Source organism: Bacteroides oleiciplenus YIT 12058 (assembly GCF_000315485.1).
GTDB lineage: Bacteria > Bacteroidota > Bacteroidia > Bacteroidales > Bacteroidaceae > Bacteroides > Bacteroides oleiciplenus.
The window spans coordinates 1,415,979-1,440,984 of record NZ_JH992941.1; the positions used below are offsets into that span (position 1 = coordinate 1,415,979).

Sequence of the window (25,006 nt, forward strand, 5' to 3'; positions counted from 1 at the left end):
AATCGTTTATAGGTTTCAGTGAGTTATTATTTAACCTGTGTACCCGATGGCTTTTTCAACCGCGTACTTTTAGGGTAAGGAGTACCAAATACAGGATAATCGTCCGCTTTCCATTCTATCTTCTGGGTGCGTGGAGATCTTGTATCGCCCATACCCGGAGGGTCAGTCTGGGTGTCACGTGCATGATAAAGGATGTAATGCTCTTTACCATCGGGAGATTTGAAGAAGCTGTTGTGTCCTGTTCCGTACACGCCATTCTCGGGTGACTGGCGGAATAGGGGCTGAGGCGATTTCTTCCAGGATGCCGGGTCCAGCAAATCTGCATTGGTGTCTGCTGTCAACATACCCAAAGCATAGTACGGAGTCCATACACCGCTTGCCGAATAAACGACGTGGATGTACTTTCCTTTAGGACTTTTCAGAGGTTGAGGCCCTTCGTTTACAAATACTTTGTGCGGGGGATTCCAGCCATTATCATTCTTATAGTGTCTTTCCCAGTCCAGTTCCGGCTTGGAAATCAGTACTCTTTCGGAACCAAGAGTCCATGGATTTTTCATCTCGGCAATGTAGATACATTGAGTCTCTGTATCTACGCGGCGTGTCTGCCAACCGGACCATACCATATACAGTTTTCCCTTGTTCTCGAATACCGAACCGTCGATGGCCCAGTTGTTATCTTTGTCGGTGCTGATGCGACCTTTCATTACAAATTCGCCTTCAAACGGATCTTTGTTTACATTCTCCAGTACGTACATCTGATGGTTGTCCGAGTTGCCGTCATCTGCTGCATAATAGATGTACCATTTTCCGTCGATGTTATGGATTTCGGGTGCCCAAAGATTATGTTTGTTCGATGGGTCGGTAGGAATCCAGATGGTCTTCTTCTCCGCATTGCGGATGTTGGTCACGTCCTTCGTTTTCCAGAGGACGAGACTGTCGACCATGGTGTGCATGTAATAATAGCAACCATCGTGCCACAGTGCCCAGGGATCGGGACCATAATTGAGCAACGGATTGGTGTATGTATCTGCCACATCTTCAGGATTCTTGCTGAAGATGTCATGAATCAGTTTCGTGTCAAATTTAGGAGTGCGGTCATAGTAGTAGATACCGTTCTGTTCCTGTTCAACATCAGTCAACTGGGTGTAGCAATATCCCCATACCTGGTCTTTCAGTTCAAGAATACCATTCATCTGACCTTCCAGACGTTCCAGGAATTCTTTTTCTGTCTTTGGCGGTGTGCCGTATCCCCATGACTGTGTGCTGGAGTTGGTCTTATCCTGATCTTTCACCCATTTGATGCCACCTACTTCATCTATCAGATAAGGCATTTTGCCATCATATACCGGGAAGTCGTACATCTCATTCTGGCGCAAGCCGTTGAAACCGATATTGGCGGATGGAACTCCTATGGCATAGTTGGGAGCCTGGAAGAACTTGCCGTCCTTGTAGATGATGTCTTTCAGCTTGGCAGGATCCTGTTCATAGTTGTGTACAGTCCATATGTCCGTTTTGATGTGGCAACCACCGCTGGCGTCGTTTACAGGACGGGTGGGGTCGAGTGATTTGGTCAGATTGTATAAATCCGTCGTAAAGCGGGGATATTGCACTCTATCCGGCCACCATTCTTCGTTCATCGGTGTCCAGATCAATAAAGAAGGGTGATTGCGGTCACGAAGCACCAGTTCCGACCATTCCATCAGGAAGTTGCGAGCTACTTCTATGCTGTTGGCATCCATACCCCAGCTTGGAGCTTCGCCCCAGGTGATGTATCCCAGTTTGTCCGCCCAATAGTAGAAACGTTCTTCGAATGCTTTCTGATGCAGACGTGCACCGTTGAAGCCGGCAGCCATCGATAGCTCGATGTCACGTTTTAGTGCTTCGTCGGTAGGAGCTGTCCAGATGCCATCGGGATAGAAGCCCTGATCCAGTACCAAGCGTTGATAGTAGGGTTTGTTATTCAGATAAATCTTATTTCCTTCGATATGCACTTTGCGCATACCGATGTAAGAAGAAACCTCATCAATCACTTTTCCTGCCGGATCGATGACCTGATAAGTGATGTCGTATAAGAAAGGAGACTCTGGCGACCAGAGTTTGGCTTTCTTCACCGGAAGCACAGCTACGGAGCTGTTCGTGCCTTTCACGGTGGTGGAAGCAACTACCTTGCTACCGTCTTTCAGTATTATTTTCAGTTTGTTGTTGCTGTCACTGTAGAAGGCAGGCCATACTATTAATTGCTCCTGATCCACGTCGGCAATAGCCTGTACGGACTTCAAGCCGGAAGGATTGACCGCTTCCATCCATACCGTCTGCCAGATACCTGTGGTGCGGGTGTAGTTACAACCATAGGAGCCGAATTGCAAACTTTGTTTTCCGGCACTCTGCATAGCCGAGCGCAGGTCGCTGGATGCACGCACCACCAGATGGTGTTTCTTTCCGGGAGTCACCAACTTCGTGATGTCGATGCTGAACGAGGAACTGCCACCAAAATGACGGCCTGCCAGGGTTCCGTCGATGTAGATTTCCGAATTGAAATAAACGGCTCCGAAGTTCAGCAATACATTCTTTCCGCTCCAATCCTGCGGAACACTGATTTCTCTATGGTACCAGATGTGATTGATGAAGTCCTTGTGTTCTACACCGGACAGACTGCTCTCAGGGCAGAAAGGCACTGTTATCTTTCCGTCGAAAGACGTAGCCTTGGGGTAGCCCTGTTCCATACCCGAATTGGCAAAGTCGAATGTGTAATCCCATTCGCCGTTCAGGTTCATCCATGTTGCCCGCTCAAACTGTGGGCGGGGATATTCCTTCCGTGGAACATCTGCGGCATTCACCTGGAATGCCATGCCGGCAGCCAATAAGGCTGCAATCAAGATTTTCTTTATTTCCATAATTCTTATTTTATATATGTTACGTTAGGACCTAAGTAAGAGCGCTTCATTCCGCCGAAGTCAATGACTACCTTCTGGATAATCATGCCCGGATCGGCGCAGATAAGCTTCAGGGTATGTTTGCCGGGCTTGTCCACATTCACATTGATCGTGCTGATGGCGCTGTTGCGGAATACATTCAGTCTCCATTGGCTGGAGTACTCTCTGGATGAAGTAGTCATCCACTGCACCATGCCATTGTCAATCATGACACCGTAGCGCGTATCGTGCTTGGAGTCGATGGGAAACAGGGGCAAGGCATAAATATGCACGGTTGCATTGCCGCCATTGAAGGTGTAGAAATCATACTCAGCCTTGGGACTCTTGTTGGTGAACCACATATTGGGTACGGACTGGGTGGCTTCTCCCAACTGCACGCAGTCGTTCTCGTATCCCAATCCCTTGATGGCTTTAATCTGTATGCTGTTGTTCTCCACTTTCCGGTGGAACTTGCCCGCATTGATGGAAACGCATCCGTTGTCTTCCACATAGAGCCCTTTCAGTTCTTCCACTGTAGGGCTGGCGGGGTTAAAAACAGGCACGAACACTTTCTTCGTCCGGTTGCCGGATGTCAGTTCAATTTCTCCGGTGATATCATCGCCCTGGGGCACTTTAGTCCAGTCGATGGAGACTGTGATTCTGTCTTGCGCAGTCACTTTGCCTGTGCTGCGGCTGAGTTTAATCCAGTTCTCCTTGGTAGTTGCTTTCCAATTGAAAGGCTTGCTGCCTCTGTTGTACAGTTCGATGAACGAGCTGTTCTTTGTGTAAGGATTCACACAGGGAAGCACGTGCATGGCTCCCATGCCGTAAGTACAGTCCTGTCCCGGAATGAAGATTTGCATATCGGCCTCTGTGGGGACTATTATGTTCTCTACCGGGGGCATATTTTGATAAGTTGCCGTCCATCCCGGAGTGATTGACATCATGTGGTTCCATTTGCCGTTCAGCAAGGAATTAAAATGATCTGTATAGTATGCCAGACTGTCTTGATAGGATTTTACCTGGTCGGCAAGTATGTTCGTAGCTGCACGTCCCTGGCGGGCGTACCAACGATTTTGTTGGGCTACTAACATTTTCTTATTCATCAGGGCGGCACCTTTCACTGGATAATGAACCAGTTCATAGTAAGCCGCCTGATATTCTTTGGGAAGCGATTTCCATATCTTTTCGCTTTTGTCGGCAATGCGGTCATACTCCTTCATGCGGTTCTCCGCTTCGTTGTAGTTGATGAAAGAGAAATCAGTATCGATAATTCGTTCGCGTTCCTGGTGGTTGTTCCACTCGTAGCCCCATCCCATTGACTCCGGCTTGTGCTGGAATGCCAGGAGGTAATAGCTGTCGAAGATGTCGGTCAGGTCCTCTTTATGCTTGGAGCCAAAGAGGGTGGCAAGGAATTCCGCTTCGTAAGTATACGTTTTTTCAAAGTTGAAGCTCTCTACATCCCATGCCATATCGAGGAAGAATTTCATGCCGAGTTCGCCGGGTTTGATGTCGCCCACGTTCAGTAGCCAGTAGCGAGTAGCGCCCGTGTCGTAGGCTTTGCGCATTTCCTCATAAATCAGTGCGGGAGGGGTGGTGTTGATCCACAGGTAATCGTGAGGCTCGCCACAATAGGAGATATGGTAGTAGACGCCTGAGCCACCTTTGCGTTTCTGTTCATCTTTATTGCTCAGTCTTTTCAGGTAGCCATAATTATCGTCCGGCCATACCAGAGTCACGTAATCGGGCACTTTCAATCCTTTTTCATAGATGTCCATCACCTCCTTATAAGGGACAAATTGCTGGGGAATGGAATCAATGTCCTGGTTGATGTGCTTGGCCAATATATTCCGTTGGTCATTCAGCACTTCTTCCATCAGGCTGACTTCATTGTCCTTGGTTACGCCTACCAGACCACTGTCATGGATGCCGCGCATGGCAAGGGTATAGAAGTTTTCGTAGGGTCCGTTCTCAGAGATGCGTTTATCCAGCACCTTGTTGATGCCGTCTTTATTGGTGATGTAGTTCCAGTCGCCCATCGGGTCTTTGAACCACTCCGTTACGTTGTTAAATAGCAGAGGCTCACAATGAGAGGAAGTCATGACAATGCCGTAGCTATCGGCCACTTCCTTGTTCTGCGGATACTTGTTGAAGGCACCGGAACCCGGATGCATGGCGGGAGCCAGCATATTGCCTTTCATGCGAAGAATTAACTCGCAGACCTTGGCATAGGTCTTGGGACCAATGTCACCCAGCTCCGGGTCAAAGGTTTTGGCAGCCCAGGGAGTGATACCCCAGCCTTCGTCGTTGATGAATATGCCGCGATACTTGATGGAGGGAGCTTTAGAAACATATTCGGTTGTCTCCAGATAGATAGCCTTTTGTTTCCTGACCGGTACGTCGGACCACCAGTATAAGGGGGATACTCCCATTGCTTCCGACAGGGCAAATGTACCGTAAGCTGTTCCGCGACGGTCGCAACCGGCAACAACCAAAGCTCTGTCCACACCTTTGAAGGGGCGGTCCACTACTTTGATGACGTATTGCTCCCAGCCGTTCCGGATGGAAGAAACGTCCAGTTTATTCTTCTTTACTAAATCGTCGATGAACTTGTTGCGTCCCAATGTTCCGATGATGACCGTCTCTTTTTCTTTGATAGATTTGGAATCGGATACAATTCCTTTGGTTCCCGTTACCCGTTCAAGGTCTTCGGCGAATAAGTGGGATACTTTGTTCACCACCTCATAATCGGCAGCATCTATCTGTATGTTACAGGTTTTACCATTGGCATGCAATGGGAAGTCTGTAGCCGATTTCTGCCGGTCGTTTACTTTTATCTGCGCAAATGTATGGGTGGCACACGCAAGTAAAAGGAGGAGGAATAGTTTTCTCATAATGCTACGTTTGTATATCATTCTTTTTAGTGTATTTATTCTTTCTTTTTGCCGGTGAAGTCGAAATAGACTGTATAATGCTGGTTATAATTGCGGAAGAGAGGGCTGAGGATAACATCTTCCGGCTGTCCTATCCCTGTCGTGCGGAAAGTCAGTGGCTTTCCGTCTACGGGCTTGATGCACTGCTCTATTTTCCTGAAATCTCCTGCCAATGTGGGGACAGCAGGATTTTGTGCAGGGTCTTCCGTCTTACCCAGTTCGGCTGCCAATACAATCGGGCCGTACAGGATGGCGCCTTTTTCTTTAGTATCCGGCATGTATTCTATGTGGAGGGACATCGGCATTTCCATTGTGATGACGTCTCCCTGCCGCCAGGTGCGGTCTATATGGATGTAGCTGCCGGGTGCTTTCTTTACATGCTGTTTTTTACCGTTCACCTTGATCGTTACTCCATCGACCGCCCATGAGGGGTAGCGGAGCATAAACGGCATCTGTATTCCTGCCTCTGGGGCTGCGGCGATGGTAATCCGGGTGGAAGCTTCATCCGGATAGTTGGTTTCCTGACGCACAGTGAGGTCTTTCTCCTTCCAGTTCAGCACGGAAGCGATGAAGAGGTTGACGTAGAGACCTGACTGGTCGGCTGTCTTGTAATAGATGGCTTCACCATACTTTGCATGGTTCTCGTATCCTGTGCCTACGCAACAGGTGTTGTCGCGGAAGGGGTAGTGGAACTTCTTGCAACTGCCGGGATGAAGTGTATGGTAATACGTGACGCCACCTGTCTCCGGATTCTGTGAAGAGAGAATGTGGTTGTAGAGGGCACGCTCGTAATAATCTGCACGGGCGGGCGATGCATCCCAGGTGAACAGGTGGCGTGTCAGTTTCAGCATGTTATAGGTGTTGCAAGTCTCTGTTGTATTCTCACTAAGCTGGTCGGACAAGATGCCGGGCTTGCTGAATATTTCTTTATCACTGTTTCCACCCGTTACGTAAGTATGATCTCCGACTACGGCTTCCCAGAAGAAGTTGGCAATCGTTGCACTCTGCGGGTTGCCGGTCATCTCGTAGCCACGTGCTTCACCGAGGACTTTCGGGATTTGAGTATTGACATGGATACCTGCCAGGCTATCCCTACGGGCGGCCAGAGGGTCGAGAATGCTGTTGTGATAGAACATTTCGGCCAGTTCTTTATGTCGGGCGTTGCCTGTGAGGGCGTATAGGTTATAGAACGTTTCGGGCATTCCGCCGAATTCACTGTTCAGCATGCCTTGGAGTTGTGTAGGGGTCAGGGGTTTCAGTTTGTTGTAGGCCCAGTCGCACATGCCTGTAAGTACGTCGAGTGCCTGCTGGTTGCCGCAGAGGGTGTATTGGTCGAGTAGTCCGGCATATACTTTATGCAAGGTGTAGAAAGGTGCCCAGACTATCTCTTCCTTGATGGCACGGTCTATGAAATATTCAGGGAAGGCACTCAGATAGCCGTTTTTCCCCAATGTCTGTTGACACTCTGCCAATCCTTTCACTAACTCTGCGCCTTTGGTGCGGTACTGTTCGTCTCCGGTGGAGGCATACATGAGGCTGAGGGCACTGAGAAGATGTCCGGTGGTGTGTCCGCGGAGTTCGCAATCCAGAGATTCCCAGCCACCCAGGTTCTGTGCTCCCGTAGCCAGTCCGGCAGTTACGCGGAAAGCGTGTAGGAAGCGGTTCACGTCCGCTTCTTTCAGCCAGCGCTGGTCAACCTCCATGGCACGCTTGAAGGGACCGTCCAATAGCCGGACATCCGAATAATCAAAAGATAAAGCCTTCAGGGGGACGCTGACTTTAACTTTGGTCATATCTTCTATCTGCCCGGGATATTGTGCACGCATGGCAACAGGAGCTATTGCTAATGCAGCACTGGCAGTCAAGGTTAATAGTTTTATTTTCATAATCTGTAGTTTTTATTATCAGGTTATCAATCAGGTTCATTTCTTATGATGCGGGCGTATATTGGAGAGCTTTACCGTAAAAAGGATGAGGTACAGGTAATAGAGAACCAGGCAACTCAATGCTGCCGATGTACCGATGGTCAGTGCATCCGCTCCGAAACTCTGTTGCAGTGCCCCCATTAGCGGAGGCAGGATAGCTCCGCCTATGGCAAAGGTGCATATGATGCCGGAGGCCCGTTTCGTATGCTCTCCCAAGTCTTCGGAGGCCAGGTTGAAGATACTTCCCCACATGATGGAGTTGAAGAAACCGCAGAGCAACATCAGGATAATGGATACCTCGCTGTTTATCAATAAAGAAATGATGAGGAAAAGCATAGCCATGCCCGCACAGAACACCATTGCCGTGCGAACCTTTACTTTCCGCAATATAATGGAGCCGAATAAGCGTCCCACCATCAGTCCGCCCCAGTAGATGGACAGGATGCCGGTACCTCTCAGTTCATAGCCGAAAAGATTGATAGAATCTATGCCCAGTGCTCTCATGCGGTCGGGCAAGAAACTCGGAATGCCAATTTCCACTCCCATATAAACGAATATGGCAATGGCACCGAAAATGAGGTGTGGATATTTGTAGGGGCTGCTACTACCTTGCACTTTATCTGCCACCTGTTCCTTCACTTCCGGCAGACGGAGGAAATAGAGCAACAGGCAGAGCACAAAGGCTATCCCGGCAATCATAAGGAAAGGTATCCGTACGTTTGTAGCATCCGGGCGGACCTCTATCGGGGCCGACTCACTGATAGTCTCGGCAGAAATGAGCATGGTGACGAATATAGGTGCGGCAACCGTGGCTGCCGAATTAAAGAACCCTACCAGATTGAGGCGGCTGGCAGCTTCATTGGGTGAGCCTAACGCCAGTACATAAGGATTCAGTACGATTTGCAACAATGCTATCCCCAGCGCAATGAGAAACATGGACATCAGGAATGCAGTATATCCCATGCCTACCGCCGGATAAGTCAGGACAAACCCGATACTCACCACGAAAAGAGATAATACGGCCGAAGTTTTATAACCTAATTTATTCAGGAGATACGACAGGGGTATGGAGAATAAGTAAGCCCCAAAGAAAGCGGTGTTCACCAATTGCTTTTCCGAGAAAGAAAGCATCCATTTGCTGGACGCGAGGAAGTCAATCAGTGAGTTGTTCATTGTGGTGATGAAGCCTACCATAAAAAATAGGATAGACATGACCACCATCGGAAAAAAGAAACTGTTCTTTTCTATATTTTTGTTCATGGTATTTAGTATTAGTCCCTGTTGCACTGCGGCAAGCAAGGTGATTACTCTTTTGTTCTATTTATCTCTTCTGCCTTACCTCCTTCGTATCTTCTTCGCTTCTATAGAGGGACGGGATAAGCAAAGGAGGTACGAGGAAGGTACGAAGAGGGTATAAGGGCGATACGGGAAGGCCCGGATTGTTCTCTTTTACTTCTTTTTCAGCATCCTGAATCCGAATAAACCTCCTGCATAACAGTCGGTATGCGACTGGAAGCGTACGTTCACCTTCTCTTTCCCTTGGGTGAAGGACAGGGGAATTGTATATTCCTCCTCAAATACCTTTGGACCGTGTGTACCGTTCAGGTGGACTGTTTTGAACTTCTTGCCGTCTATCAGGATGTCGAAGCTGCGTTTATCTTTGTCCTCTCCCCAATAGCCACAGAGCATATGCATTTCTTGCGCCGGGTCTACCTTGGCGGTGAAAGAGAACCAGCCGTTGAAGGCATCGCGGTATTTGTTTCCACCCACATCACCTGTTCTTGAATTCTCCGATTGCAGTTCATGGTCTCTTTCGGGTTGCATTTCTCCAATGCGGAGATGGTCTGTTGTCCGGGCTTCCAGTGCTTTCTGCTTTTTAATCAGGGCTTGATATTCTTTTTCTTTCTTCGCCCATTCCTGTACCGGGAACCGGTCGAAGTAAACCGCATGCTTCTGACCGTGGATGGTATAGAAAGGCACCAATAGCAATTGGGCATTTGCGGTAGTGTTGGCTGTGAAAGTCAGGGGCTTGTCCGGGACGGGAGCGATGGATTGAACGATAGATTCTGTGTCGGAGATAAAGCAGGGAATATCATATGCCTGTAACTCTCCTGTTCCCAGCGGTGCAGCCAACAGTACCGGACCGTAGAAAATACCCATCCTGTCGGCATTGTCGGGCATGGATACGGTGTAAAGCTCCATTGGGATTTCAATCACTAATTGGGTATCTGTGTCCCATTCGCCTTGTAGGGTGAAGTAGGAACCGGGAGTTCCCGTTACTTTTTCTTCTTTTCCGTTCAGCGTTACTTTTATTCCTTGGGTTGCCCATCGCGGATAGCGTATGTGCAATGGGAATTCTTTAGATTTTCCCTTGAAAGAAATCTGCACCTTGTTGTCTGCCGGGAGCTGTGTTTCCAGTTTCACTTCCATACCTTTCTCTTTCCAGTTCAGTGAGGTCGGGATGAATAAGTTGACAAATAAGCCACCGTCTTTGACGGATTGGAAAAATACACTTTCGGCATATTTCACGTGGTTCTCAATGCCACTGGCTACACAACACCAGAAAGAATCAAAACGGGTGCTGAACTCTTTCTTCGTGCCGGACTCCAAAGGAACACTGTAGCAAACCATGCCGTCGTCCGGATTCTGTGAAGCAAGTATGTGATTGTACAATGCCTGTTCGTAGTAATCCATATAGGCTGCCTGCGGGTCCCAGCTAAACAGGTGTTTAGTGAGTTTCAGCATATTGTAAGTATTGCAGGTTTCGGAAGTAAAGGGGCTCAGACGGTCGTTCAGGCAATCCGGTTTTCCCAAATGCTCATAATTACTGTTACCTCCATTCACATATGTGTGGTGGTTTACAATCCGGTCCCAGTAGAAAGTAGCAATGGTGTGCATATCCTTGTCTCCCGTCAGCTCATACAGGCGTGCTTCGCCTATGATTTTGGGCACCTGGGTGTTGGAGTGTTTTCCTTCCAGTTCGTCCCGTTGCTCTTTCAGTGGGTCGAGGATGGCTTTGTGATAGAACTGGCGTGCTAATTTCAGATAGCTTTCATTGCCTGTGATGGCATACATATCGGCAAAGGATTCGTTCATTCCGCCGAATTCGCAAGCCAACATTTTCTGAAAGTCTTCTTCGGACAGGTCGCCGAAACTGCGGACAGCCCAGTCGCTCAACTTAGTGCCCACCTCTTTGGCTTGTTCGCTGCCGGCATACCGATAGGCATCGATTAAGCCTGCCCATAGCTTGTGCAAGGTGTACCAGGGCACCCAGCCGCCGTTCAAATCGAATCCTTGCGAGCGTATATCGCCGGAAGATACTTCTGCCCATATTTTGTCTTCGTCGGGTATGCCTCCCACGTATCCTGTTTTGCGGGCATCCTGACACTCTGCCAATTCTTTTACGATGTAGTCCACCCGTTCCTTGAAGCGCTTGTCGCCACTGGCGGCGTACATCATGGCACAGGCCGAGAGGTAATGTCCCAGTGTATGGCCGGATACTCCCCGGCTTTCCCAACCGCCATAGATTTCGCCTTTAGGTGTCAGGCCTGCATTGAGGCGGAAACGGTGCAGCAGACGGTCGGGACTCAGGTCCAGCAGCCACTCCCCGTTCTTGTCCATTGCATGTTTGAAGGGGCTTCCCGGCAGCAATCTGAGGTAGGAGAGGGGAAACGCTTCGGCTTCCATAGAGACTTTATTGGCCACCACTACCTTTCCGGACTGCGACTGGCAGGCTGAGGAAAGAATGGTGAGTGACAGAAGAAGTAACAGCGGTATATTTTTCATTTCAGGTATAAGATTTTCCCGCTATGGCGGGTGGGTGAGGATTATTATTGGTGATTATATTCGTTCAGGGCTTCATAGAAAGCGGTTATGTTCTCCATCGGCACTTCGGGCGGGACGTCGCATCCTGATGACAGAATGAAGTTCTTCCATTGGCTGGTTTTCTGCAGCAAACTCAGGGTTTCTTGTTTGATTTTCTCCGGGCTTGCCATCTTGAATATGCCTACGGGGTCTATATTTCCCATCACCAGGATGTCTTCGGGACATTCCTGCAAGACACCTACCATGTCTATCTTGTTGCCGAAGTGCAGTCCGGCTGCCTTGGTTTCAATCATGGCGGCGGTGCAATGGCCGGTGTTGCCGCAATTGTGCAGTACGATCATGAAGTGGTCGTCTTGCAGTTCTTCCACAATGCGGGTGATGTAGGTGGAAGAGAAGGAGGAACAGTCTTCGTTGGATACCAGTCCGGCTGCCGGTTCGGCTATGATGACTCCGTTCACTCCGGTTTCCTTCATTGCACGCAGGTAGGAGATGATGAACTCAGTACATTTCTCTAATAAAAGGCGTATAGTGTCAGGTTCCATATAAAGGGCCATCATCATTTCCGACATGTCGTACAGGCGTCCGGCGAGGGAGAAGGGGCCGATACAGCCGCCGAATACGGGCTTGTCCGTGATGAACTCTGCCGCTAGCTTGTTGGCTTTCAGATATTCGGGCATGCGTCCGCTGTGGATGGAAGGCACTTGCAGGGCGGAGATGGAAGCATGGTCCTGCACCAGTCTGCCCACTACGTTAGGAACTTCATTTTCGGTAAATACAATTTCCGCACCAAAACATTCGGCTTCCACCGTCAGGTCCATGATTACCGTGGAGGCTGCTGCCGGATACGCTTCATTCAGTTTCCGGATGGCCTCAGCATGTATTTCTCCGTTGGTGACGGCCTGTTTTACGGTCTTGCCGCACAACTCGATACCGGGGTGCGTCATAATGGGGATGGCTATTCTTTCGGGGCTGGCCATCACCTCGCGGCACCATTCTTTCATGTTTCTCATATTCTTTTTTCCTTTCTTTTGTAACATTGTTTATTGTTGCATATTTCACAACGGTAGGGCTGGGGGCGCAGCTCTTTGCCTAATCCTATGAATCCACTGATGGACTTGACCGGTGACATGAGGAATGAGTCCGACAGGACAATTCCGCAAGGTTCCGGCGGGAAGAATGAAAAGAGCTTCTGTTGTTCGCAGATGTTCCACCCGCAATAGCCTGGACTGTAGGGGAGCGTATGGAAAAGTTCGCTTTCGGTTTCCAGTTCTTTGGCAAGTAAGGTGCCACAGGCTTCGGCAATGACGCTTCCGATGGAATCGGCTATATACTCCTTGACGATGTTATCCTGCGTTTTAAGAGTGTGTAGGTAAGCATCATATTCTTTTCCGGCAGTTGCAACAAACAGGCACACCTGCGTCATTCCTTGCAGGTAAGAGCCTATAATGCCCCCTGTGGTGAACCCGGTACCCTCTCCTGCGGCGAACCCGGTATCTCCGACTTCTATTTTCTGCCGGGATACCTGCCGGGCTTCCAATATCCGAAACATATAGCGGGGGAGGCACAGAGGTGCTATCTCCGAATATGTCTCAGCTATAAGTTCACATGTATAGCTGTCGGGAATAGCTCCCCTGTATCCCATAGCCTGATATATTTCCTCTTGGGAGATATTCAAAACCTGTAGCCCTACTTGCCGTTGTTTTAACATCTTCCTAATACCCTTTTTGCTAATGCCACTGCGCCATTGGCATTGGAGCTATATCCGTCGGCTCCGATTTGCATGGCGAACTCCTCGCTTACGGGGGCTCCGCCTACCAATACTTTCACGTTTTGGCGCAAGCCTTCGCTATCCAGTGTATCGATTACCTCTTTCATGTAGCTCATCGTTGTGGTGAGCAGAGCCGACAGGCATACAATTTGCGGATTGTACTTTCTGACCGCTTCTACAAACTGCTGACCGGAGATATCTACCCCCAGGTTAATAACTTCGAAACCACATCCTTCCAGCATGGAAGCCACCAGGTTCTTGCCGATGTCGTGCAGGTCGCCTTTCACGGTTCCGATAACCAGTGTGCCTAATGAAGCTCCTGATGCATCCTTCAATCTCGGTTTCAGGATTTCAAGACATCCTTTCATGGCACGTGCGGCCAGCAACAGGTTGGGTACGAACGCTTTTCCTTCTTCAAAGCGTTGTCCTATTTCTTCCATTCCTTTTATCAGGTAGTTGTTGATGATATCCTGGGCATCCATTCCTGCCTCGATAGCTTCGTTGACAATGGCTTTGGCATCTTCCAGTTTTCCGGCAACAATGGCCTCTTTCAAATTCGTTAAATCGTTCATGGTATTATTGTTTTAATTGTTTCTGTGCAACTTCTATAAATGCTAATATATTCTCAAACGGAGTGTCGCCCTCTACCGAGTGGGAGGGAGAGAAGATATATCCGCCCTCTTTGCCCAGTTCGAGCAGGCGTTCCGATTCGGCAACCACTTCTTCGCGTGTTCCGAAGGGAAGTATCTTCTGCATGGACAGACCTCCATGGAATGCCAGGCGGCCGCGATAGCGGGGCAGGATGTCATATACATCCATTACTTCCGGCTGGAAGGGGTTGAAGGAGTTCAGGCCTATGTCTACCAGGTCGTCGAAGAGTTCGTCCACGTCACCGCAGCTATGTATCATTACATATTTTCCGGCGGCACGCACGTGGCCATACATACGTTTGAGGCGGGGATATATGAATTCTTTCCAGATGTCGTATCCCATGATGAGGCCTTTTTGCTGTCCCCAGTCGTCGCCGAAGTATACGGCATCGATGTCATATTCCAGTGCTTTGTCCACTTGGGCCAGGTTGTAGTCGCAGATGGCATCTAATAGCTGGTGTACGAATTCGGGGTTGATGATGAAGTCCATCAACAGATTCTCCATACCACGCATGGTCCATGCGCGTTCGTAGAGGGAGAAACCAATCTGGAAGCAGCGGAACATGTCCGGCTTGGCGGCTATTTCAGACTCTATGTTCGCAAAGAAGCGAGGGTCCAGCGGATTAGGGAAGGTGTATCCTTCTAAAGTAGGTTCGGGCAACACAATACTCTTTACATCGCCGATGTCCTTGTCGATGCTTCTGTCCCACACTACCTTGAATACATCTTGATAGAGATCACCGCCGAGATGTTCAAAGAAACCGATGTCGCTGCCTAATTGAAGAACGTGGTTGCCCAACACCACATCCAGGTCTTCTACACCATAATATTTTTGCAATTGTTCTTTGGGCTCTTGCGTGAATTTAAAAGACCAGGGCACATAAGGAGGTTTTTGACCGTCCAGTACCATTTTTATGACTTCCCGTTTTGTTTTACTGTTTTGCATATTACATAAAATTTAGTGATTAACAAATCTAACTCTGCCGATTGCAAACATACTGAAGATTAGCTCAAAGCCTTGGCAATACAAAACCAAAAAATGACACTTTTCATTCATTCTGTATATTCCTAAGGGGGTTGGGGTAGGAATGAAAAGACACTATTCTGTCATTTTTAGTGTTTTTCTGCCAGAATACCCCTTTCAACCTTTATTCTGAGCTTGATTTATAGGGGAAATGATTTTAATTCATAAATTTGTGCCGATTACCTGTTGGTAGGATTCATTCATTTTTGAATGGCAATGGATAGTACTGATTAGAACTAATGAAAAACATATTCTTATGAGAAAAGTAATACTAATGCTGTTCTTCTGCTTATTCTGTTCCGGGGGGCTTTGGTCACAACAGATTAAGCATTATAATAATAATTCGGGCTTGTCGCATAATACGGTGATGAGCTTGTTTCAGGATAGTAAGGGTTTTATGTGGATAGGAACCAAGAATGGTTTGAACAGGTTCGACGGGCACGAATTTAAGATTTACCAGCGTGGAGACTCGCTCACCGAGCTCCGGAACAGTATGATATATTGCATTACTGAGGACAAGGAGAAAACGCTGTGGATTGCCACCGATAAGGGAGTCTCGCTCTACAATCCCTTCACAGAAACTTTTTCGAACTTCAATAAGCAGACGGATAGGAATGAGAAAGTGGAAGGCTATATCAATAAGATTTTTATAGATAAGGCAGATAGAGTCTGGATACTTTCGGGCGAAGGATTGTTTCTTTACAAGCCGTCGGAGGATAAACTATATAACCTGAAGGAGAAGTTTGCCCCTTATACGGATTATTCCCCCTGGGCACTGTTTGTGGATGATGACGGGGTGGCTTATCTTGGTTTTCCCAATATAGGAGTCATCAAGTATGATATAGGAGCTGATAAAACGACTTATCTGGCTCATAACAATAACCTCCCTACCGTTATCTGCGGATATAAGGATAAGTATATATTGTTTGGAACCAGGGATAAAGGCTTGTTCCTTATTAATAAAGAAACCGGTGATCAGGAGAAGCTACTGATTGATGAATCGCTGAACTCCGACGTATACGTGCGCCATATTGAAGAGATTTCAAAGGATGAATATTGGATAGGCGCCGAGAGTGGGATTTATGTATTGAAGGATGGTACGATGCAACACATCATCCATGAAGACTACAATGACTTATCTATTTCCAACAATGCCATCTATGCCATCTGCAAGGATAAGGAAGGTGGAATCTGGATAGGGAGCTACTTTGGCGGTGTAGACTATATCCCTAAGCAATATTCTTATTTTGAGAACTTCTATCCTATAGCTTACAAAAACTCCATCAGCGGATACAGGGTGAGGGAGTTTGTGAGCGACAAAAAAGGAAACTTGTGGATTGCTACTGAAGACAATGGATTGAATTATTATGATACGCATACCGGTCTCTTCACCCATATCTCCGAGAGAACCAGGCCAGTGAATATCTCTTTCAGTAATATTCAGTGCCTGAATCTGGCAGGAGATAAGCTATGGATCGGTACATTCACCAAAGGAGTGGATGTGCTCGACCTGAAAACCAACCGTTGCAAACATTACGAAAAGGACGGGATGCCCAACTCCATACTCAATAACGATATCTTTGCCATCTATACCGACAGCCGGAATACGACCTGGGTGAGCTCCACTACCGAGCTTTATACATACGTTCCCGAGATAGACGGTTTCAGGAAGTTCGAACCTATGAGCGGCACGTTCATCAGTGATATACTGGAGGATGTAAACGGGTGCATCTGGTTCACGACCTACAATATCGGAGTCATCAGGTATAACCCTGATACGAAGGAGATAAAGCGTTTCCGCTATGATGTGGAGAATCCTAACAGTCTTTGTTACGACCGCATCACGTGCGTGTTTCAGGACAGTAAACAGCGCTTGTGGTTTGCTTCCGAAGACAATGGCTTCTGCCGCTACAATGAGAACGATGGAACTTTTACACGCATCACCACCAAGCAAGGACTTCCCAGCAATGTGGTTTATAAGATACTGGAGGATGATAACCAACGCTTCTGGTTAAGTACCAGCAACGGATTGGTAAGCTTTAATCCTGAGACGATGAGTGTAGAGGCATTATACAATCTTCCCAATGGGTTGCGGAGTAAACAGTTTAATTACAATTCCGGTATAAAGACGGAAGACGGAACTCTTTATTTCGGCAGCATAGACGGATTTGTAGCCTTCAATCCCAAGAACTTCCATCCCAATGAAAACAGGTATTCCGTGGTGCTGACAGGCTTTTATATCTTCAATCAGGAGGTAAAAGGAGAGGCTACCGATAAAGTGCTGGACCAGGCGATCCCTTATGCGAATGCCATCAACCTGAACTATGACCAGGCCACCTTCAGCTTTAGCTTCTCGGCACTGAATTATTCGACTGAAGGAAACGGGAAGTATGCCTATATGCTGGAAGGGATTGACAAGAAGTGGAACTATGTGGACAACGTATTCAGAATATCATATAACAGCATACCGCCCGGTGATTATGTATTCCATATCAAATACTCGAAGGATGGACGTGATTGGAGTGATACGAATACAACGGTCAACATCAGCATCATTCCTCCTTTATGGCGGACATCCTGGGCTTATGCGCTGTATACCATCCTGATTATGGGTATTTTCTTCTTTGCCATCCGTCTGTATGTCTTGAAGAAGAAGAGGCAGGTGGAAGAAAGAATGGCTCATCAGGAACAGGAGAAGAAGGAAGAGATTTATAAAGCCAAGATAGACTTCTTCACCAATGTGGCGCACGAGATACGTACTCCGATTACGCTTATCAAAGCTCCGCTGGACTATATCCTGACTTCCCAGCCGGATGAGCATGAAACGAAGGAGAACCTGATAACCATGGAGAGGAATACGGACCGGCTGTTGGTGCTGGTGAATCAGTTGCTCGATTTCCGCAAGATAGAATCCAAAGCTTTTACGCTGTCGTTGAAGGTGCGGAATATCAATGTGCTGGTAGCTAATACCTTCAACCGCTTTGTGCCCACAGGTAAACGGAAGAAGCTGGAAATGATACTGGAAGCTCCCGACCGTGACGTCATGGCATTGGTGGATGAGGAGGCGATAACCAAGGTGTGCAGTAATCTCTTTAATAATGCCGTGAAGTATTCGGCCACGTATATCAAAGCCATACTTTCGGTGAGTGAGGATTCACGTTATTTTCGGATTACGGTGAAAAATGACGGTACGCCTATTCCGCCGGATATGCGCGAACGTATCTTTGAGGCTTTCTTCCAGTTGAAAGGAGCTCATCCTACGCAACCGGGTTCGGGTATCGGGCTTACGTTGGCATCATCGCTGGTGCAGTTGCACAACGGAAAGCTGTATCTGGATGAAGAGGCTGAGGATACGGCTTTTGTAGTGGAAATACCTACCAATGTATCCGCTGATGCACAACAGGTTGAGGATGATGTCTTGATTGAGGAGCCCATAACTGATGAAGACAATGTATCGACGGTAGTGCTCGAAGATTCATTCTCGGCTAAGGATGTTGTGTTGGTGGTGGAAGATAATGAGGAGTTGCAGTCGTTCCTGACTGTTCAGTTGAGCAAGTACTATAAAGTGCTCACTGCCAACAATGGGATGGAGGCAATGGAGGTGTTGAAAGACCAGATTGTGAATCTTATTGTTTCGGACATCATGATGCCGCTGAAGAATGGGCTTGAATTATGTAATGAGATTAAATCGAATATTGAGACTTGCCATATTCCGGTTATTCTGTTAACGGCCAAGACGACGCTGAACAACAAGATAGAAGGGCTGAATAGCGGAGCGGATGCTTATATGGAGAAACCGTTTGCCATGCCTCATCTGTTGGTTCAGATTAAGAATCTGCTGGAAAGTCGCATGAAGCTCCGGCAAAACTTTGCCAACAGTCCTTATATTGCCACCAATAGTATGGCGCAGAATAAGGCGGATGAAGACTTCCTGAATAAGCTGACGGAGATAATCAGGCAGAATCTGGATGATGATACGTTTAATATTGATGACTTGGCACGGGAGGTGAACATGAGCCGCACCAGTCTGCACCGCAAGATAAAGGTGATTACGGAACTGACTCCGGGTGACTTCATCCGTATTATTCGCCTGAAGAAGGCTGCCGAGTTGTTGCTGGAAGGGGAGTATCGTATTAATGAAATCTGTATGATAGTGGGAATACGTTCCCTGTCGTACTTCTCAAAGAGTTTCCAGAAACAGTTTGGGGTGCTTCCGAAGGACTTTGCCAAGAGCCATGTGAAGCAATGATAGTGAAAAGAAACGCAGGTCATTTTAAAGTTCCCTTTATAATGACCTGCGCTGTTGAAAAACAATCTTTGTATCCTTAATTATCTGAAAATCTATTGTATCTCTAATGTAACGATGCTCAATGGAGGTAGTTTCATCGTGATTTTACCATCATTTTCCTTTTTGAATCCTTTATACTCCTTCGTTACAATCTTATCGGGTTCGTCGAAGGAGTTATAATCTGTATATGAAGCGGAAGTCAGGAGCTCTCCCTTTATTTGTTTAGCGTTGTAGCCATTCAGAATGACGCTGGCAGGCACGGCTTTGTTGGGGTTTAAATTTACCACGGAAACATGTATTTTGCCGTCTTCACCTTTGGATGCTGATACATTGACTCCCGGAATGCTCTCAGTGCCGTACTTGTAATCGTTGACGCTGACGCTAGACTCCAATAGATTAGCTTCCTGATGCACTTTATACATTTTGAAAATATGGTATGTAGGAGTTAGCAGTATCTTTTCTTTATCCGTCAGAATCAAGGCTTGCAATACGTTGATGGCTTGTGCCAGGTTGGCCATGCGCACACGGTCGGAGTGGTTATTGAAAATATTCAGCGTGGAAGCGGCTATCAGTGCGTCACGCATCGTGTTTTGCTGGTACAGGAAGCCAGGATTAGTGCCGGGCTCAACTTCAGTCCATATACCCCATTCATCTACCACCAATGCTATCTTTTTGGCCGGGTCGTATTTATTCATCATGGCAGCGTAGTTCTTCAATAGAGTATCCATGTATAATGCGTTCTTTACTCCACCGAAGTATTCTTTTTCATCGAAGTCGGTAGAAGAACCCTTTTGTCCCCAATTGCCTGTGGCAATGGTATAGTAATGCAATGAAATACCCCATAATGCATATTGGGGAATTTTTTTCAGGCATACTTCCATCCAGTTGTAATCTGTACTGTTAGGTCCGGAAGCTATTTTCTTAATGGGATGGTTGGAGTAATTGCGGGCATACTCCTGAAAAATGCGGTATTGTTCGGAGTAGTGTTCAGGAGTCATGTTGCCGCCGCATCCCCAGCTCTCGTTTCCGATACCGAAGAAACTCACGCCATAAGGTTCTTTATGCCCGTTTTGCTCACGAAGTTGTGTCAGGTGCGTTTTACCGTCGAAGTTGAGATATTCAATCCAGTCGCGCAGGTCCTTAGGAGTGGAAGTGCCCATATTGGCTGATAGATATGGTTCGCAACCGAGTAAATTACATAGCTTCATGAATTCGTCCGTACCGAAGCTGTTATCTTCGGTAACTCCACCCCAATGGCTGTTGAGGGTTACGGGGCGTTTGGCCGGGTCACCGATGCCGTCGCGCCACTGATACTCGTCGGCATAACAACCACCGGGCCAGCGGAGGTTGGGTATATTAATATCACGCAGAGCATCCACAATATCCATTCGGATGCGCCCGTCTTTGTTGACGTTCATTGCTGGATCTACCCAGAAACCGTCGTAGATACAACGCCCCAAATGCTCGGCAAAGTGTCCGTAGATGTGTTTACTGATGGTCTGCCGGGGCTGGTCGGCCTGAATGGTAATGACAGCTTGCTCGTTTTGCGCCCATAACGGGGCGGAAGTTGCTAATGCAAGGGTTAAGAGGAGTGTTTTCATACTATTGGTTTGTTGTTTTTTTGATTACTTCTATTTCTTGAGTGGAGTATGGGGTATAGTCTCCTTTATAGATGTCATGTTGCCATGCTCCGGTATAGGGCAACTGTTCCGGGCGGTGTCCCCAGCACAGGTGGGTTTGTGTCTTCCCATTCACCAGTCCCCATATCATACTGCCTACATTTGCTTCCTTAAACATAGGGAGGATTTCCGGAATGGTGGAGTGCGCCACGCGATTCATCCATTCCGTGCAGATGGTGGGACGGCCTGCTTTGAGATGCTCTTTCATGGTTTTCTCAGTTTCTTCTTTAGAGGCATAGCAGTGGAAGGTGATGATGTCCGAGTTGGCAGTCAGGAAGTCGTTCAACTCTTTGTTGCCGTTCCATAAGCCTGATGTGATGGGTTGTGTGGGGTTAACCTCACGTGCCCAGGTGAAGACTTTGCGAAGTAAAGGCCAGCTTCTTTCGGGCATGGTGGTATTGGTGGGTTCGTTGTATAAATCCCAGACAAAGATGCGTGGGTCGTCCTTGAAGCGGGTCATGACTTCTTTTACATACTTCTCCAGTTTGCTGTGGGTACGTTCGTCCACTACCATCGAATAGCCGGGTGATGGAGACCAGGCCCAGGCATACCAGCCTTCCAGCGGTTCGGGTTGTTTGCCCACTTTGGGATCTGTATTGACGCCGAAAGCACAGTCGTCGAAGAAGATAGGCATTACTTTTACATCGTATTTGCTGCAAATGCTGAGGAAGCGGTCGAGAGTGCGTATGAAGTACGCCGGGTCTTCCTCATATACTGCGTATTGCATCACGACGCGTGCGCAGTTCATGCCGAGGCTTTTCATTAACTTCATCTCTTTCTCTATTACTTTGGGTGAGAAGGAGGTTTTATCCCACATGGCAGTGTAATTGATGGCGTCGGCAGGAATGTAATTCACACCGCAGTACCATGGATTCTCTTCGCCCCATTGGCGGGCTTGTTCTGCGCTCCATACTTTGCCTTGGGCAAAAGCGGAAATAGTGGTGGTGAGTGCCACGCATACGCAGATTAATAATCGTCGCATATTCATGATATTATATATTTAAGTTCGGTGCAAATGTAGGTGAAACTTTCTTTTTCGGATGACGCCAGTCTTTCAGAAAACAACACCATTTAACCAATTTGGCGGGAGATGGGAAGTCTGGGGTGGAAAGGAAGAAAAGAGGTGGGAGGATTATAGGGGGGATAAGGTGGTTGTGCTATATATCACAATGATAACCAATACTATCTTACTTCTCCTGGTTCAAAACTGTTTCGGAATAAACCGATATAATCCCCGTATTTCCTTGTTTGGATAGAAACAGCACTTTTTTGGAAGAATAGAGCGCATTGCCTCTTATCCCCTTTCAGAAACTGTTTCGGGCCTGTTTTGCAAATAGACAAATTAGAGCAATTTTTTGGAACGGCAGGGACAGTTTATTATCGTATTTCACGTTAGATTTGCATCATCAAAAACGAATGTTACATCGTAATCGAAATACTATTATGAAAACGCTGAATCTTCTTTTCTTATTAAGTTGCTTGTTTCAAAGCTCTTTTGTTTTCTCACAAGAAGTGTCTCTGGCATCCGGTGACGTTACACTGAATGTTACCCGGCAGAAAGATAACACTTATAATGTGACCTTTTCTGCATATGGCAAAGAATTCAATGCAGGTACTGATATGAATCCTGCCCTGATGATTGATGTTAAGATGAATACTTTTTATCCCACTTATACCTCCTATACGAAGGCAGACGGTAAAGTAGAGTTAACGGCAAAGCTGGTTGCTGCTCCCCGGACTACTGTTTTCGAAATAAATGATGCATATACTGCAAAAGGAAATGGAGAATTTGAACTGAAACGGAATGTGAAGGTGGTTGAATTGGGAGCTAATTCTTATGATGAAGGTTTCTCTTCATCCTTTGGATTGCAGTTTGCTCCGAAAGATGTTCTGGCAAATAGTGAGTACTTCATTCCCGCCGTTTGGTACAAAGGTAACTTCGAGAAAGAAGGGAATATCCCTTCCGGTATTCCGGTAGCTACCGATTTGAATTTCCTCTATAGAGAAGACCGTATTCCGCTTCCGGTAGTGATGATGCGCGAAAAAGCAAGTGGATTGACTTTCACTTTAGTACATAAAGACTCTAAATGTGAAACTGTGCTGAATGACTCACGTGGTGTTGTAACTGATGAGGAGTATCAGTTTGGTGGTGTAGGTGTTGTCAACTGGAAGAAGTCCGATACTTTTGCTGCTGTAGTTACTTATCCGGGGTCAGACTTGCGCACCGGCGGATTGGGTAGACGCATGCATCCCATAACGAAGGGGTTTGATAAACATGCTTATAATGTATATTTCAAGATAGATAAGACTTCCGACTATGCCACTGCCGTAAATGAGGCATGGGAGCTGGCTTTCAATCTATATAATCCGAAGATTTACGATGTCAACCTGACTTCTGCTTATCAGGGATTGATTGAAACTGTCAACCATTACTATCTGGACTCTTCGGTTGATAAAGATGTGAAGGGTCCCGGATTCCCTTGGAGCGTAAAGCTGACAGATTTTTCTTTAAATAAGAATACCTATGAGATAGGTTTTGTAGGTTCGCAGCCAGTAGCCGGTTATGCATTGTTTCGTGCGGGGGTGGAGACTGGTAACGAAGAATATAAGGTAAGAGGAACCAATGTGCTGAACTTGTGGGCTTCCGAAAGCTTATCAGAATTAGGACTTCCCAAGACGCGTTATGCCGCTTTGTGGGGTACATGGGATGATTGGGCGCTGACCTCCATGCGCCAAGCTTGCAACGGAATGGTGGGATTGCTGAATGCATGGTGTTATGCCAAACGTAACGGAATAGATATTCCTTCATGGCTGGCTGCTAGCAAGAAGTTCGGTGACTTCTTGGTAACCAATCAGAATGCTGACGGCAGCTATTATCTGGAATACAATCCTTTCAAAGTCGTGAACGGTAGGCATCCGGCAGGCAATCAGAATAAGTTCCTCACTATTTGTGCTGTCCGTTACCTAGTGGAGCTGTACATCGCTACCAATGACGAACGCTACAAAACTGCTGCCTTGAAAGCTGCCGAGTTTTCTTATGCCAACATTCATGAAAAATATCTGTATGTGGCTTGTGTAGTAGACAATCCGCAGACTATCGATAGTGAATCCGGCCAGCAAGCCATTAATGGTTTCCTTGCTATTTATGATCTAACAAAGGACCCCAAGTGGCTGGCTGCTGCAGAGCAAGCGGCTACCTACACTGAAAGCTGGAGCTATATGTTCGAGGTACCTGTAGAAAAAGATCAGACAGCAAAAACAGATTGGCCCAAAGATAGAAGCATCGTCGGACAGCATATTATTGCCATCGGTCATTCGGCTACTGATTTAGGTTTTGCCTGGTCTTCATTCGTGTACTATCGTTTGTACTTGTTGACGGGTAAGGAACACTATCTTCATGTTGCACGTATCAGTGCCCACAACACCAAGCAATCTATGAATCTGGGACAGGAACTTTATCCTGGACAACCTGAAGGCTTGCAACAAGAAGCTTTTCAAGTGAGAGTAACCGGTGGTGCAGGACGAAGGATGAATTCTATCATGGAGGCATTGACTTGGAATTTTGCTGCTCACTTAGATCCGATGATTCGTTTTAAGGATGCCTTTGGCACTTATGATTTGGAAGAAGTGGAAGCAATGCCTAAATCAAAAGTACAGGAGTTGAATAATAGATACTCGCTGTATCAGTCTTCCGATTATGGGCAAGACCCGGAGACTGGGATCGGAACAATCGACAAAAATTCATTTTCAGCCTATATTTCAGGCGATCAGCTTTTTCTGATAAACAAAGGCAAGGAAGAAATTTCAAAGGTAGAATTGACAGATTTGGCCGGTAGACGGTTATGGGCCGAAGACATAAAGGTAACAGATGAACAATACACATTTCCGATGTATGGAGCTTTCTCAGGTTTTTATCTATTGAATGTGCATTCGGTTTCAGGAGAACAAAAAGCATTTAAAGTTTATAAAAATAAATGAGTATTCACTTTTTTAGAACTAGGA

General features: G+C 47.1%; 13 protein-coding genes. 2 read left to right on the forward strand and 11 right to left on the reverse strand.

Annotated features, from left to right (window positions below):
* Window positions 1-26: 26 nt before the first annotated feature.
* The 9 genes from HMPREF9447_RS13030 to HMPREF9447_RS13070 form a co-directional block, all read right to left on the reverse strand.
* On the reverse strand, window positions 27-2,894 hold the full coding sequence (locus HMPREF9447_RS13030; RefSeq protein WP_009130211.1) for a glycoside hydrolase family 2: 2,868 nt from the start codon (window positions 2,892-2,894) through the stop codon (window positions 27-29).
* Window positions 2,895-2,899: 5 nt separating this feature from the next.
* Window positions 2,900-5,806, reverse strand: a complete 2,907-nt coding sequence (locus HMPREF9447_RS13035; protein WP_044138180.1) for a glycosyl hydrolase 115 family protein — start codon at window positions 5,804-5,806, stop codon at window positions 2,900-2,902.
* 35 nt (window positions 5,807-5,841) lie between these two features.
* The gene (locus HMPREF9447_RS13040) at window positions 5,842-7,731 is read right to left on the reverse strand and encodes a glycoside hydrolase family 127 protein (RefSeq protein WP_009130213.1); all 1,890 of its coding nucleotides are present in this window, start codon (window positions 7,729-7,731) and stop codon (window positions 5,842-5,844) included.
* Between the two features lie 36 nt (window positions 7,732-7,767).
* Window positions 7,768-9,030: a glucose/galactose MFS transporter gene (gene gluP / locus HMPREF9447_RS13045; RefSeq protein WP_009130214.1), complete on the reverse strand. Its 1,263-nt coding sequence runs from the start codon at window positions 9,028-9,030 to the stop codon at window positions 7,768-7,770.
* A gap of 189 nt (window positions 9,031-9,219) precedes the next feature.
* Entirely contained in the window at window positions 9,220-11,556 is a 2,337-nt protein-coding gene (locus HMPREF9447_RS13050) for a glycoside hydrolase family 127 protein (RefSeq protein ID WP_009130215.1), read from the reverse strand.
* Window positions 11,557-11,600: 44 nt separating this feature from the next.
* Window positions 11,601-12,605 carry a uroporphyrinogen decarboxylase family protein gene (locus tag HMPREF9447_RS13055; protein WP_009130216.1) on the reverse strand — a complete coding sequence of 335 codons (1,005 nt, stop codon included), beginning with the start codon at window positions 12,603-12,605 and terminating at the stop codon, window positions 11,601-11,603.
* The gene (locus HMPREF9447_RS13060) at window positions 12,602-13,303 is read right to left on the reverse strand and encodes a vitamin B12 dependent-methionine synthase activation domain-containing protein (RefSeq protein WP_009130217.1); all 702 of its coding nucleotides are present in this window, start codon (window positions 13,301-13,303) and stop codon (window positions 12,602-12,604) included. The genes HMPREF9447_RS13055 and HMPREF9447_RS13060 overlap by 4 nt, the downstream gene beginning before the upstream one ends.
* A complete protein-coding gene (locus HMPREF9447_RS13065; RefSeq protein WP_009130218.1) occupies window positions 13,297-13,935 on the reverse strand; it encodes a corrinoid protein in 639 nt (212 codons plus the stop codon). The genes HMPREF9447_RS13060 and HMPREF9447_RS13065 overlap by 7 nt, the downstream gene beginning before the upstream one ends.
* A 4-nt stretch (window positions 13,936-13,939) precedes the next feature.
* Complete coding sequence (locus HMPREF9447_RS13070) at window positions 13,940-14,959, reverse strand: uroporphyrinogen decarboxylase family protein (protein ID WP_009130219.1); 1,020 nt, start codon at window positions 14,957-14,959, stop codon at window positions 13,940-13,942.
* Window positions 14,960-15,293: 334 nt separating this feature from the next.
* Here HMPREF9447_RS13070 and HMPREF9447_RS13075 point away from each other — a divergent pair, with 334 nt between their 5' ends.
* Complete coding sequence (locus HMPREF9447_RS13075; RefSeq protein ID WP_009130220.1) at window positions 15,294-19,286, forward strand: hybrid sensor histidine kinase/response regulator transcription factor; 3,993 nt, start codon at window positions 15,294-15,296, stop codon at window positions 19,284-19,286.
* Between the two features lie 92 nt (window positions 19,287-19,378).
* Here the strand turns inward: HMPREF9447_RS13075 and HMPREF9447_RS13080 are convergent, their stop codons facing one another.
* On the reverse strand, window positions 19,379-20,926 hold the full coding sequence (locus HMPREF9447_RS13080; protein WP_009130221.1) for an alpha-N-arabinofuranosidase: 1,548 nt from the start codon (window positions 20,924-20,926) through the stop codon (window positions 19,379-19,381).
* A gap of 1 nt (window position 20,927) precedes the next feature.
* Complete coding sequence (locus tag HMPREF9447_RS13085) at window positions 20,928-21,986, reverse strand: glycoside hydrolase family 2 TIM barrel-domain containing protein (RefSeq protein ID WP_244267613.1); 1,059 nt, start codon at window positions 21,984-21,986, stop codon at window positions 20,928-20,930.
* Between the two features lie 461 nt (window positions 21,987-22,447).
* Here HMPREF9447_RS13085 and HMPREF9447_RS13095 point away from each other — a divergent pair, with 461 nt between their 5' ends.
* On the forward strand, window positions 22,448-24,982 hold the full coding sequence (locus tag HMPREF9447_RS13095; protein WP_009130223.1) for a hypothetical protein: 2,535 nt from the start codon (window positions 22,448-22,450) through the stop codon (window positions 24,980-24,982).
* The last annotated feature ends 24 nt before the right edge of the window (window positions 24,983-25,006 follow it).

Bases quoted from the DNA above. Each gene is read 5' to 3' on its own strand.
- HMPREF9447_RS13030 (WP_009130211.1), bottom strand. From the start codon at position 2,894: ATGGAAATAAAGAAAATCTTGATTGCAGCCTTATTGGCTGCCGGCATG.
- HMPREF9447_RS13035 (WP_044138180.1), bottom strand. From the start codon at position 5,806: ATGAGAAAACTATTCCTCCTCCTTTTACTTGCGTGTGCCACCCATACA.
- HMPREF9447_RS13040 (WP_009130213.1), bottom strand. From the start codon at position 7,731: ATGAAAATAAAACTATTAACCTTGACTGCCAGTGCTGCATTAGCAATA.
- gluP (WP_009130214.1), bottom strand. From the start codon at position 9,030: ATGAACAAAAATATAGAAAAGAACAGTTTCTTTTTTCCGATGGTGGTC.
- HMPREF9447_RS13050 (WP_009130215.1), bottom strand. From the start codon at position 11,556: ATGAAAAATATACCGCTGTTACTTCTTCTGTCACTCACCATTCTTTCC.
- HMPREF9447_RS13055 (WP_009130216.1), bottom strand. From the start codon at position 12,605: ATGAGAAACATGAAAGAATGGTGCCGCGAGGTGATGGCCAGCCCCGAA.
- HMPREF9447_RS13060 (WP_009130217.1), bottom strand. From the start codon at position 13,303: ATGTTAAAACAACGGCAAGTAGGGCTACAGGTTTTGAATATCTCCCAA.
- HMPREF9447_RS13065 (WP_009130218.1), bottom strand. From the start codon at position 13,935: ATGAACGATTTAACGAATTTGAAAGAGGCCATTGTTGCCGGAAAACTG.
- HMPREF9447_RS13070 (WP_009130219.1), bottom strand. From the start codon at position 14,959: ATGCAAAACAGTAAAACAAAACGGGAAGTCATAAAAATGGTACTGGAC.
- HMPREF9447_RS13075 (WP_009130220.1), top strand. From the start codon at position 15,294: ATGAGAAAAGTAATACTAATGCTGTTCTTCTGCTTATTCTGTTCCGGG.
- HMPREF9447_RS13080 (WP_009130221.1), bottom strand. From the start codon at position 20,926: ATGAAAACACTCCTCTTAACCCTTGCATTAGCAACTTCCGCCCCGTTA.
- HMPREF9447_RS13085 (WP_244267613.1), bottom strand. From the start codon at position 21,986: ATGCGACGATTATTAATCTGCGTATGCGTGGCACTCACCACCACTATT.
- HMPREF9447_RS13095 (WP_009130223.1), top strand. From the start codon at position 22,448: ATGAAAACGCTGAATCTTCTTTTCTTATTAAGTTGCTTGTTTCAAAGC.